The organism is Sphingobium yanoikuyae, from assembly GCF_034424525.1.
GTDB classification, from domain to species: domain Bacteria; phylum Pseudomonadota; class Alphaproteobacteria; order Sphingomonadales; family Sphingomonadaceae; genus Sphingobium; species Sphingobium yanoikuyae.
The window spans coordinates 383,357-395,401 of the sequence record NZ_CP139979.1 but is presented as its reverse complement, the minus strand read 5'-3'; the positions used below and the strand labels follow the sequence as shown (position 1 = coordinate 395,401).

The window sequence follows — 12,045 nt, the reverse complement described above, 5'->3', positions numbered from 1 at the left end:
CCGTCGCGGTTGGACGTTCTGGCATGACTGACGCGTATGAAGAACTGGCTGAGATCGACGTTCGCGCCGCTATCAACCTCATGCTGCGCAACCCGTCATACGAGCCTTCCGCTGGCCGGTTGCGCGCCGAAACCTTGCTGAGGAAGCACAACAGCCTGGTCAACACCATGGCTCGCATTGTGGTCGCCAACGACAATGGATCGCTCCGAACAGTCTCTGGCGGAACGCACCATGCGAGCGGCTGGTACCCTTCCGTGAAGGTCGGCCGCACACAGCATTATGAGAGCCTGCATCAGCTTGCACTGATCGAGCGATGCGAGACGGACCCCAATGTTGTCCACTACCAATCAGAAGCTCGCCGCTTCGAATTCATCCTGAGGAAAAAGGAGCGGTACACAAGCGACGTCGACATACTGGACGCCGATGGACGCCTGGCGGTCGTCGAAGTCAAAGGCGACGATGCGGACCTGCGAGATCCAGAATATCGGCTGAAGCTTGCCGGCGTCGCAGAAATTTGCCGCCGGGTAGGCCACGAATTCCGTATCACCTTCGGTTCCGAAATTTTCGAGAATAGCCGCCACCGCTTCAACGTACGCCTCGCCAGCTCGATGCGCCGCACGGCCATCTCATCGTCGCAGAAGCGGCTCGTCGAAAGCCTCCGCAGCAAAGGGGATGACATGCAGTTGGGCGAATTCGCTGAGCTGATGGCGCCCGGAAATTTTGTCCAAGGGCGGGCAATCACTTTCGCCATGCTGGTGAGGCGCATCGTGTCGCTCGATCTCACGCAGCCTCTCATCGATGAGATGCCTGTCAGCTTCATCTGATCATAGATCAAATACCCCAGGAAGGATTCAACCATGACCTAGAGTGAAATCATAACTGCCTGACGAACCCGCAGGCACCCATCACAACAGAAGCAATGCCATTCGCAGCGTAGAAATATCTACTGCTGATGGATTTTGCGCGCCCTCAGAATACCCAAATCTCGGGAGAGATACGTGAATTACTTCCCCTATAAGCTCAAACGCAATCAGCTATACAGTATCGAAGGTCAACCCTGTGTTTTTACATCACATGGATATGGCACACGCCTGAACTTCGAACATGCTGCCACAGGCAAGCCCGTCGAATATCTCGATGACGCCGGCGTCGTCCGTCCAATGGACCAGGAGCGCTTTCGGACGCTGCTTCAGAACGGTCAATTCTTCCAGATGGCAGACCGTGGGCAGTCGCCGGCCAAGAACAAGATCGCTGAATCACATCTCACGCCCGCCGAATGTGAGGAACTCGATCCCGAAAGCGCACTTCGGCTGGCAACATTACGGCTGCTCGATCGGAACGGCGTAATGACCGGCGTGAAGGCAATCTCTGCAGGATTTGCCGAGCACTGGACCCCCGAGTTGCACGCCAAATATGGCGAGGCACCCAATCCGCACACCGTGAAACGCTGGATGCGGGAGCGCGGTAAAGTCGGCGACCGCGATGCTCGTGAGGCCACGAGCGCCCAGGGGCGCCATTGCTATGATGAAGATGGCATCCGCATGGAAATCCGCCAGCGCCTGGCTTTGACTTACTATGCGTCGAAGAAGAGCGTCACCGATATCAATGTGCTGACCAACGCTGAGATTAGCCGCGTCAACGATGGCACTTCGCTCGAATACGAGATGCCTACGGAGCCGCTCCTCCCGGTGAGCCTGAGCACCACATATCGCGACATCAAAATGCTTGAGTGTGAGCAAACGGTCGGTGCCCGCCACGGCAAGCAGGCAGCCTACTCTCGGTGGCGTGGCGCAGGGAAAGGGCATGAGGCGGAGCGTCCTCTGGAATTCGGGCTTATGGATCACACCCCCATACCCGCTCTCCTCGTCATCGACGTGGAACGCGCCATCATTCTGGGCCGCCCGACTTTCTCCGCACTTGTTGATGGGTTCAGCAGGGTCGTGCTCTCGCACATGCTGTCTTTCAATGCCCCATCATACGCCACCGTGTCGGAGTTGCTTCGCCGGTCTGTTCTACCGAAGATCGTGCCGCCGATCATCAAGAACAAGCACCCTGAAGCCCAGGACGTCTGCGGCCTGTGCAGCACATATCACGTGGATGGCGGCATGGAATTCCGCAGCCACGATATGGAGAGCATGAGCAAGGCGACCGGTGCAACGGTCCGCATCAGTGGTCGGAAGAAGCCGCGCGAACGAGCCCTTGTTGAGCGCATCTTCCTCACCATCCACAATTACGTGTCATCGAAGGTGGCCGGCGCCCATCTGCCGATCGCCCTCTCCCGCGAGTATGATTACGACCCCGCCGTGGATGCCGTGCTGACGCTCGACGAACTCGAGGCACTCATCATGTTCGCCATCGCGGTCTATCACACGACCCCGCATGGCGGCCTGAACGAGAAACAGCCTCTGCTCTGTTGGAAACAGGGCACCGCCCAGTACGGGATCGTTCTACCGCGTGATCCTCGCATCTTCGAGAAGGCCCTTCTCCCCAAGATCAATTCGCACCGGCTGACCCACGCTGGCATCGAGTGGAATGGCCTGCGCTTCGGCGATTACAAAGCCGTGCCTGACCTGCTCGCTGATCTTGTCCCCTTGGAAGGCAAGCGTCAGCGCCTGAAGAATGCCACTGCAACGGTGTCGTTCCGCTATGACCCGTACGATCTGCGCAAGATCTGGGTGATCAACCGCAAAACCAATCAGGACGTCGAGCTGTACTGCCAGACGGCCGGCTATACCGACGAGCCGATCAGCCTGTGGATGCACGAGCAGATCCGTGAGAAGGCCAAGGCGGAAGCCGCCGACTTCAACTCACGGGAATGGCGTGACGCCTGCCGCGCCGAGCTTCTCGACGCCATCGACCAGCTGACGCCCGAAGCCAAGGAGCGTGAGCGCAAGCTTCTGGCCAAGCTGCTCGAAAACAAGCGCATCCGCAGCATCACCGGTGAGCTCGCTACCCTGCAGCGGGAGCGCCCTGAACCAGTCGACATCCCGATCATCTATGCAGACGTGATCGAGCACGAGATGCACGATGCCGACACCCTGTCTCGTCGCCCCGCTCCACAGAAAGCGGCCCCTACCGCATCTAAACGGCGGAGCAACCGGCAGAAGGCGAAAGCTGCCAATGCCCGGGAGGCGACGCCAGAGGACATGCCAGAGCGCGACCGGCGTGCTCCTGCGCCGCCACCCACCCCGGACGCGTCGACCACCGACCCCGAACCACGCCGCGAACGCAAAAAGCGCTCGAACGACAGCAGCTATTTCTAACCCCTACCCGAAAGGCAACACATGACTACCACTACATCAAACCCGCCGGTTGTACGGCCGAATGAAGCCGCTGCCCGCTCTCAGCGCGTGGCAGATGCCCGCAGCGCGTTCCGCCAGATCAAGATTGTTCATCCTCGCCAAGAGGCCATCATAGCTGGGCTGGATGAGGTCCGGCGCTCTGGCATCGCCACCCGTGGCGAGCGGCAATATGGCATCACCCTCCTGGCTGAAAGCGGTTCGGGCAAAACGACAGCAGCCGAACATTTCCGGGACGGCATCGAACGCCTGGGCGAACTTCCCGAAGGCAGCCGGCCCGTCCTGATCGTCAAGCTCATGAGCACTGGCACCGCCAGGTCGCTATTCTCTTCCATCCTGCAGGCCCTGGACGACCCCTTTTATGACCGCGGCACCGAACCCAACCTGCACAAGCGTGCCGTGCAAGCCATCAAACGGGATAACGTGCAGTTGCTCGTCATCGATGAAATCCAGCATCTGTCGCGCCGGTCATCGGCCGCAACCCATGTCACGGATAGCCTGAAGACGTTCCTTGATTCTGGCCTTGTTCCTATCGCCTTTTTCGGCACCCACGACGCGGACAAGCTGTTCCAGTCCAGCCACGAGTTGAACGGCCGGCTCTTCCCTCCCCTCACGCTTCCTCCCCTTGATTGGTGGGCGGATGACGATCGAGACCTATTCCTGGACTTCGTCGAAGACCTCGATACCGCCATGGTCGACAAGCAGATCATGAAGGTCGCCAGCGGCCTGGTCGAAGAGGACATTGCTCGCCCCCTTTGCCTCGCAAGCAGCGGAATCATCGGCCGCACCTGCCGCATCGTGGAAACGGCGGCGATAAATGTCGTGCGTGAAGGTCGGCATGCGATTACCCGCAACGATCTCGCCATGGCAGTGAACAGCTGGGCCATTGCCCATAGCTTCATCGACTATAATCCGTTCGTGGAGATCGAAGCTTGAGCCAAGTGAAATACCCGCTCGCGCCGATCGCTGGCGAAAGTCTCATGGGCCTTGTCGCCCGTGTGACTGCCGAGAACGGATATCCACGGACGGGAACGCTTTTGTCCGAGGCTGGCTGGGTTTACGACAACAAGCCGACGGCGGCCACAACCAACGCCGAACAGCTACCGGCGCTGGCTGACATTCTGGTAGTGCCGTACCTCCAATTACTGCACCATGCCCACGGTCCAGAAGAAGGCAGCGCGATCATACATTGGTTTGGTGGACGCGCGTGGCAGAGCGAACTGCGAACCACCATCCGCCGATATGCACCGGCCAGCCTTGCCCTATCGGCTCATCATCGTGCGATTTGGCAGTTGGCCTCCGTCCCATTCTGCCCGGAAACCTTTCAGATCCTGCGCAGCGAATGTCACGAATGCGGCGTCACCCAACGGTGGCGGTATGCCAACGGCATTGCCACCTGCGACCAAGATGTCTGCAGCGCGGACCTGCGTGAGGGACCGGCCGAGTTCATCCCTCTCGAGATGCGCGACAATCTGGGCATCTATGCTGGCCTCTTCAGCCATGATTCCGATGTACGTGCCGCTTCGCGATCACAGTTTCCTGACCCGATTGCGAGTTTGGAGCCGCACGACATTGCCGACTTGGCTTTGAAGCTCTCCCCCTGGCTAAACGACCAACTGCGCGGAAAATGGCTGACCAATCCTAACCTTACCATGACGGTCATCAGCGCGCTTCATGATGCTGTGACACTGCTGCGCCAATGGCCCATCGTTCCAGCCGACCTATTTCCAGCTCCACGCGAAGGGGACAACTGGTCGAACAAATTGGGGCACGCCGTCAAGCAAGCCCGGATCGGCCGCTCCTCGCCCCGCGTCAAAGCCTTGTTCGCGATGTTTCTACATGGCCTGCAGCAAGAGCAACCCGATCTCAGTCAAAGCCCCGATCTGACCGACCTCCCGTCGGCCGACGAGGGGAATGACATAATTGGACTGATCTCCGCCAAATCAACCGTGCGTGTACTGCGTGAGACGGATACCATCATCGCAAAGCTGCGAGCCGCTGGCGTCTTCAAGCTAACCGACGTGCGAGTTCATGGCGTGGTTCGACCGTTCCATGATCCCGAAGAAATCGAGGAACTGGCACGTACCAAGCCTGACCGTCTGCCTTTGACCGCCGTGTCGCAGTCAACTCAGTTGCCCCGCTATGCCATAGCCCAGTTGATGCAATCTGGATTACTCGCGCCGCTGACCCACCCTTATTGGGAGGCGCGATATGGCGTCCGCAATACCACCACCAAGGCTTGGGCGGCATTCGAGGCAAAAATCCAAGCCAAAGCCGATCCTGCAATAGTTGACGGCGTTCCGCTACAAATCGCGGCTAGGGCTATTGGTGGTCGGGCCAAGCCATGGGCCGGCATCTTCACCTGGCTCCTGGGGCCGCATGGTCGATTCGGTCTGACCTCCGAGGCGACGGACCTGTCCCACCAGATACTAATCCCGGCCGAACTCATCGACACTTTGCGGATGTTGGAAAACCCGTTGTCCGGTGCCCATGTCGAGGATGAGCTATCAGGCGCCGATGCCAGCGAGATACTCAACCTGGCCACCAATCAGTTTCTCAAATTCGTCGCCACCGGCCGCATACGTCGCCACGGTAAAGCATATCTCGCAGCGGATGTTCTTCAGGCTGCAGCAGAGATCATAGGATCGGTCGAGATCGGCTACAGGATGGGATTGCCTCCCCAGTCAGCACAAAAATGGGCGCGGAAGGTCGGTTTGCCGACGATACATGATGCGGGCTACTGCCGCATGAGCTTCGCCAAGATCATGAAACAAGGCGCTTGGTCAGCCTAGACGACGCCCGCGTCGCGTGAGCGCTCCTCGATCCGGGCCAACATAGCACGCTTGCGCGGGTCGCGTCCGTCAACGTGGTGTAAATTCGGGTGTGGCCAGCGGGCTGCATTGTCAGGCGGCCTTGGGTGTAATCTGTAGCGGCTGAACCTCCTCGATTGTTGGTGTGGCAAGTGCGGCCATGCCCTCGATTTGCATGTAGCGGTGCTGGAGCTGGTATTCGTCGTTCTGCTCAAGGAGGACGGCGCCGACGAGGCGGATGATGCTGTCCTCGTTGGGGAAGATGCCGACGACATCGGCGCGGCGCTTCACTTCCTTGTTCAGCCTTTCCAGCGGATTGGTAACCGGTATGAGGATGTCGGTGCCGAAGTTTCTGCTGCGACTCGTGGGTTGTGGCGTATGGTGCGACCATCCGGGACAGAGGCACCGGGAGCACGAATGTGCGGGCAGGTCGATGTACAGGATGAGCTGCGAGCTCGTGTTAGTAGCTGACCGCCTCTGCGACTCACCCGGTTGCGCTGCGAGCGCGGATCCGTAGTTGTCGTGTCGCCCGCCGCTCCCGTCACTTTGGCTGACAGGAGGCGCTTATGCGACGCGTCATTGGCATGGATATCCACCGGACCTTTGGCGAGGTGGTGATTTGGGAGGAAGGGCGGCTCCGGAATGCCGGACGGGTTGATATGACCCGGACGGCGCTGGAGGGTTTCGGCAAAGGGCTACGTTCGACCGATGAGGTCGTGATCGAGGCAACGGGCAACTGCATGGCAGTTTCGCGGGTGCTCTCGCCGTTTGTGGCCAGGGTGGTGATCGCCAATCCGCTTCAGGTGAAGGCGATCGCCCACGCACATGTGAAGACCGACAAGATCGATGCGGGCACGCTGGCGAGTTTGCATGCAGCCGGTTACCTACCGGAAATCTGGACACCGGATGCAGCAACGGAGCGGATGCGCAGACTGGCAGCGCGACGATTCCAAATTGTCCGGCACCGTACCCGGATCAAGAACGAGGTGCATTCCATCCTGCACGCTCACCTGATCCCGCGTTGTCCGCATGCCGATCTGTTCAGCGGTGTTGGTCGGGCCTGGCTGTTGCGCCAGCCCCTGCCACAAGACGAGCGTGGTGCTATCGAACGGCACATTCGCGAACTTGACCGGCTGGCCGACGATCTGGCGGCTCTCGACAAGGAGATCGCCGCCGACGCGCTCGACGATGATGCGATTGCCAGACTGCTGACCATCACGGGCGTCAACCTGACCGTGGCGGCAGGGATCGTGGCGGCAATTGGCGACATCAATCGCTTCTCGAGCCCCCAGAAGCTGGTGAGCTACTTCGGCCTCAACCCGCGTATACGCCAGTCGGGCCTCGGAGCGGCCCACCATGGGCGGATCAGCAAGGTTGGCCGCAGCCACGCCAGGTCGATGCTGGTCGAGGCGGCATGGGCTGCCGCCAAGACGCCTGGGCCGCTCCATGCCTTCTTTGTCCGCATCCGGGCAAAGCGGGGCCATCAGGTGGCGGCTGTCGCCTTGGCTCGCAAGCTGACGGTTCTGTGCTGGCATCTGCTGACCAAGCAGACTGACTATCGCTGGGCGCGCCCTGCGCTGGTCGCCAACAAGCGGCGGACAATGGAACTCAAGGCCGGAAAACCGCAGAAGAAGGGAAACAAGCCCGGGGCTGCCCATGCCTACAACGTCAAGGCCTTGCGCGATCAGGAAATGGACATCGCCCGCCATGCCGAGCAGGCCTATGAGCAATTCGTTGCCCAGTGGGAGACAAGGCCTAAGGTGCGCGGACGCTCCAAACCGGCAGGGCTGTGACAAGGAGGCCTGACGAGACTTGCAGCCGGGGTCCCGCTCTTTGCCACGGAGTCGCCCGCGCACCCCCTGCATAACACATTTTTGCAGCGTGGGTCTTGTCCATCTCATCCGTGCTGTGGAGTTTGACCTGGTGCTGCTCGGGGAAGGTCATGTATGCGAGGACGTCATGCTCGGCATCGTCCATGCACGCGCCCAGCTTTGGCCAGCGGGCGCGCAACTGATCAGCGACCTGACGCCAGACTTGTGTTGCGGCGGCATGGTCGGGCTGAAGGAAGACCTGGCGGATGGCAGCAGCGACTACCGTGTTCTGGCCCTTGGGCACGTAGGCCAGCGCGTTTCTCATGAAGTGGACGCGGCAGCGCTGCCAGGTGGCGCTGAGCACACGGGTGATCGCGGCCTTGAGGCCCTCGTGGGCATCGGAGATGACCAGCTTCACGCCGGTCAGGCCGCGGCGGGTAAGGTCCTTGAGGAAGGTCGACCAGAACGGTTCGGCTTCGGAAGGGCCGATGTGCAGGCCGACGATCTCGCGCCTGCCCTCGGTGTTGACGGCCACGGCGATTATCGCGGCGACACTGACGATCCGCCCCCCCTCGCGCACCTTGAGATAGGTGGCATCGAGCCAGAGGTAGGGCCAGTCGCCGGCAAGCGGTCGCTTGAGAAAGGCATGGACGCGCTCATCGATGTCCTTGCACAGCTTCGACACGGAGGACTTGGAGATGCCGGTCATGCCCATTGCCTGCACCAGCTCATCGACGCGCCGGGTGCTGACGCCAGCGATCCATGCCTCCTGGATGACCGCGACCAACGCCTTCTCGACGGTCTTCCTGGGCTCCAGAAAGCCGGGAAAGTAGGCGCCGGTCCTCAACTTGGGGATCTTCAGGTTGAGCGTGCCGAGCCGGGTATCGAGGCTGCGGTCACGGTAGCCATTGCGCCAGGTCGTGCGCTCGCCGGAGCGTTCGTGCCGGCCAGCGCCGACGAGACCGTCGACATCGGCCTCCATAATGATCTGCAGCACGCTCTCGGCGATCGTGCGCAGGAAATCTCCATCTCCGGTCTTCGCCATCAGTTCAGCAAGCGGTAGTCTGTCGTCGGTCATCGGGATCAACTCCTCGGTGGGCGTGTGAAGTGTGGTAACTCCACCTTACCGATGAGCCCGGTGGCCACCGAGATCGAAATCGCATGGGGTGGGGCATGCCCCACCCCATGCGACAACCTCAATCTACACCGGAAATTACACCACGAGCGCGGACGCTAACCTTGCGCGCTGTTCGGCGCGATCCGCTATTGCGCATGGCATCGGTACGCTCTGGGGTATCGATGATACCCAAGGCAGCCTTGCGCTCTCGGATTCCCGCTAAAGGGTCAGAGAGGGTGATAATCATGCCGCTCCATCCCTTCCGTGGATCCCGGTCCATTTTAGAAATGTTCAGCCCGCCTGCGACGTTCCTGCGTCGGTGCCGATAATATCCCATGCAGGGTGCATGTGCCAGCTGCGTCCACCGCCAAGGTGCGATGCCTGACCGCCGCAAATCCGAACCCGCGGTCCTGTTGCAAACCAGTGCAAAAGCTCAACGAGGGTCTCGCCGGGAAATCCGACGATTACTATCGTATAGTCGATAGCGATTGAGGAAAGCATGCCCGGGAATATTCCCCCCGACAAGAAAGCCGCGTTCGAACGTCTGGCAAACCATCTGGATGAGGAATATCCCTATCCCGGGTGTCGCGACGATCTCAGGGATGTGGCCAGCGGCAGCTCCGCCATAATTGAACGCGCATACTGGCGCGATCCCGTGCAAGTCATGACCGGCCTCGCATGGATGCTCGTCGGCCTGATGATCGGAGTGCTGCTGTGAGGGCCGATCGCATTGAGCGCGAATGGTTTTGCAAGCGCTGCGGCAATTCCGTCCACAAGCTGCAAGGATCATGGGCCCACATACGCAATCAACATAGCCCAAAGTCGTGCGGTCGAAAGCTGACCGACAACGACGTCTATCGGTTGCCGCTGAGCCGAACGAGGGAACGCACCCGTACACGGAATAAACAACAGGAAGCGCAAGATCGCCTGCTCATCGCTAAGCGGCGCTGGGATGAAGCCCGCTGTGAATGGGAGGCAGCCCAAGACGAACTCTATCTTGCCTCGGAAGCGCTGAAGTCCATCAAGAATAGTCCCCCATTGGACTAGCCTGGTCATCCCATCGGTTCAATCCAACGCCGCCGATAACTGCGGCGCATAAGCCGCTTTCCGGAGGATTCGAAGCAGCCTGTTCCATATCCAATGCAACCTGTGCTGAAGGGGGTCTGGAATTTGCCCAATCGGTCTGAGACAATTACTCCCGGTCTTGCAGGGAAGCATTACAATGGACTTCAGAGTAATTGAGGAATGGCTGTCTGATGCGCCTGAACGGCACGCGATGCCGAAGGAACAACAGAATGCCACGACGGCTGCCATAGGCGCTGCGGCGAAGACAGCCGCGGCTTCCGGCGTTGAAGCGTTCGATTTGGCGCGGCTGGAGATGGCCACCGGCCCTCAGGCGGAAGAGTATCGCCCTTTCCGGACTTTGACGCGTGCTGAGTTGGTCCGCGCCGCCGCTGAAATTCGGACCGTTCAGGACAAGCTTCGCTACCGCGACGATACGATCGCTGTTGATCCAGCCCTTGAACGCGCGGTCCTGACCCTTGGCGATGCCGGGATGCCTCTCAACGAGCACCGGTTTGCGGCGACCGAACGCGCCTTTGTCCGTGCGGAAATCTACGAGGCGGCGAATGGGGCCCTCTCGCCAAATGAAAAAGCCCGGATGATCCTCTACGACGTCGCCACTCAGGAAGAGGCGCGTGGCCTCGAACTGATCGGCCGAGGCGGAGTCCTAAGCGTCAGCCGAGGCATGGCGATCGCCAAGCCCGCTCAGGAGCTCGTATCCAGCATGGGCATCCGAACACTGGAAAAGGACGGCCTGGGTCAAAAGGACATCACGATGGCAGCCGTCGGCCGTTATGAGCGAGTGTCAGAATTCCATCGGGCGGGGATCGATTTAGGGGCTACTTGGGCGCGAACCGGTGGCCCTGGCGCTGCAGCATTGGATGCGCGGTTGGAACGCCTTGCTTCTCGAGCGCCAGAGCCGGTGCCCAATGGCCTCGATCGGGAATCTGAAATCACCGGGGGCGATGCGGAGGGAACCTACCTATCTGAGGCAGTTACTCGCGGGATCGCTTCGCAGGCGAGCGACATCAAGTTCGAATTAGCCATCAAGCCGAAAGGCCGCACAGATCCAGATGCAAGCGAACAGCACAGCTTTGCTATGCCTCGCGGTCGAGGCCGCGATTAAAGGCGCAATGGCGCGCGACCAGATGATCATCGAGGCCCCGCGCGCCGATGTCGTCATGCTTGGAAACACACTTCGCGAATGTTCGCGAAATGAAATGAGGATTCGAAATGCCCGATGAAACCATGATCTTCGGCGTCAGCGAAGAGGGCCCGAATGGCGATGCACTGGGCTTCATCGATCTAACCAAGCTGCATGTCGGAAATAAGGTCCATGACGCCTACCGCGCAGCCGTTCTCGAAGCCGCGCAACAGCGACGGGAGAAGGGATTTGGCTGCGCCTATCTTCCACATGAGGGCATGCTGCTACTCATGCATGAGGTTCCAGGTGAGGCGAAGGTGCCTGACGCCGCCATGCCATTCACGATCCACGGCTTCGCGTCTCTCCTTTCCGACGACTGACAGGAATAGGCACGTCCTCAGCGTAACCTGTCGCCGCACCGGGATGAGGGACCGCCCCCCCTTTCGGCTAGTCCAAGCCCATCCATCAACTTCGTTAGCCGAAGAACAGGCTCTTGCTATGTTCTCTTTTTGTTCGCATATTGCCGGACATGACACAGCCCGATCCTCTCTGGCTCGCGCAGAGCCCTCTGAACGCCCCTGGGTGGGCACGAGTGGCACTGACGGCGCCGAACGAACGGTTGCGGGAGCAAGCCGCTGTAGAACTGGCCCAAACAATTATAGTGGCCATGGAACGTCAGCCGCCTCACTTTGATCGCAGGCAGATGACCCTTCCCCTCTGACGTGGGGGCGAACGTCCCCCTGCGGAACCTCGGCGATTATGCCCACCGAAACGTCAATCTTTTCATCATCTGCAGATGCGG

General features: G+C 60.1%; 9 protein-coding genes and 2 pseudogenes. 9 read left to right on the top strand and 2 right to left on the bottom strand.

All coding sequences use genetic code 11. The annotated features are described in order from the left end of the window. The first annotated feature begins 23 nt into the window (after nucleotides 1-23). From U0025_RS01845 to U0025_RS01830, 4 genes are all read left to right on the top strand, one after another. Nucleotides 24-824, top strand: a complete 801-nt coding sequence (locus U0025_RS01845; protein WP_004210838.1) for a hypothetical protein — start codon at nucleotides 24-26, stop codon at nucleotides 822-824. 174 nt (nucleotides 825-998) lie between these two features. After that, on the top strand, nucleotides 999-3,263 hold the full coding sequence (locus tag U0025_RS01840) for a Mu transposase C-terminal domain-containing protein (protein ID WP_004210837.1): 2,265 nt from the start codon (nucleotides 999-1,001) through the stop codon (nucleotides 3,261-3,263). 21 nt (nucleotides 3,264-3,284) lie between these two features. Further along, nucleotides 3,285-4,235, top strand: coding sequence for an ATP-binding protein (locus tag U0025_RS01835; RefSeq protein ID WP_004210836.1), 951 nt, complete (start codon nucleotides 3,285-3,287; stop codon nucleotides 4,233-4,235). 5 nt (nucleotides 4,236-4,240) lie between these two features. Then, the gene (locus U0025_RS01830; protein WP_257011060.1) at nucleotides 4,241-6,091 is read left to right on the top strand and encodes a TniQ family protein; all 1,851 of its coding nucleotides are present in this window, start codon (nucleotides 4,241-4,243) and stop codon (nucleotides 6,089-6,091) included. Nucleotides 6,092-6,202: 111 nt separating this feature from the next. Here U0025_RS01830 and U0025_RS01825 read toward each other — a convergent pair. Next, nucleotides 6,203-6,430: pseudogene (locus U0025_RS01825) on the bottom strand (transposase); the annotation flags it as partial. Between the two features lie 245 nt (nucleotides 6,431-6,675). On the opposite strand from U0025_RS01825, the gene U0025_RS01820 reads away from it, so the two are divergent. Further along, a complete protein-coding gene (locus U0025_RS01820; protein WP_004210833.1) occupies nucleotides 6,676-7,902 on the top strand; it encodes an IS110 family RNA-guided transposase in 1,227 nt (408 codons plus the stop codon). A 94-nt stretch (nucleotides 7,903-7,996) separates the two neighbouring features. On the opposite strand, the pseudogene U0025_RS01815 reads toward U0025_RS01820, so the two are convergent. Continuing rightward, a pseudogene (locus U0025_RS01815) lies at nucleotides 7,997-8,998 on the bottom strand (IS256 family transposase); the annotation flags it as partial. Nucleotides 8,999-9,536: 538 nt separating this feature from the next. Between U0025_RS01815 and U0025_RS01810 the strand changes: the two are divergent. The 4 genes from U0025_RS01810 (at nucleotide 9,537) to U0025_RS01795 (ending at nucleotide 11,964) form a co-directional block, all read left to right on the top strand. Continuing rightward, nucleotides 9,537-9,755, top strand: a complete 219-nt coding sequence (locus U0025_RS01810; protein ID WP_004210831.1) for a hypothetical protein — start codon at nucleotides 9,537-9,539, stop codon at nucleotides 9,753-9,755. 504 nt (nucleotides 9,756-10,259) lie between these two features. Beyond that, on the top strand, nucleotides 10,260-11,225 hold the full coding sequence (locus U0025_RS01805; RefSeq protein WP_004210829.1) for a hypothetical protein: 966 nt from the start codon (nucleotides 10,260-10,262) through the stop codon (nucleotides 11,223-11,225). Nucleotides 11,226-11,332: 107 nt separating this feature from the next. Then, on the top strand, nucleotides 11,333-11,623 hold the full coding sequence (locus U0025_RS01800; protein ID WP_004210827.1) for a hypothetical protein: 291 nt from the start codon (nucleotides 11,333-11,335) through the stop codon (nucleotides 11,621-11,623). 149 nt (nucleotides 11,624-11,772) lie between these two features. After that, nucleotides 11,773-11,964 (top strand): DUF6771 family protein, encoded by a 192-nt coding sequence (locus U0025_RS01795; RefSeq protein WP_076605609.1) that lies wholly within the window; start codon nucleotides 11,773-11,775, stop codon nucleotides 11,962-11,964. Nucleotides 11,965-12,045 lie beyond the last annotated feature (81 nt).

Coding starts and splice junctions, on each gene's coding strand:
- U0025_RS01845 (WP_004210838.1), top strand. CDS start 24: ATGACTGACGCGTATGAAGAACTGGCTGAGATCGACGTTCGCGCCGCT.
- U0025_RS01835 (WP_004210836.1), top strand. CDS start 3,285: ATGACTACCACTACATCAAACCCGCCGGTTGTACGGCCGAATGAAGCC.
- U0025_RS01820 (WP_004210833.1), top strand. CDS start 6,676: ATGCGACGCGTCATTGGCATGGATATCCACCGGACCTTTGGCGAGGTG.
- U0025_RS01810 (WP_004210831.1), top strand. CDS start 9,537: ATGCCCGGGAATATTCCCCCCGACAAGAAAGCCGCGTTCGAACGTCTG.
- U0025_RS01805 (WP_004210829.1), top strand. CDS start 10,260: ATGGACTTCAGAGTAATTGAGGAATGGCTGTCTGATGCGCCTGAACGG.
- U0025_RS01800 (WP_004210827.1), top strand. CDS start 11,333: ATGCCCGATGAAACCATGATCTTCGGCGTCAGCGAAGAGGGCCCGAAT.
- U0025_RS01795 (WP_076605609.1), top strand. CDS start 11,773: ATGACACAGCCCGATCCTCTCTGGCTCGCGCAGAGCCCTCTGAACGCC.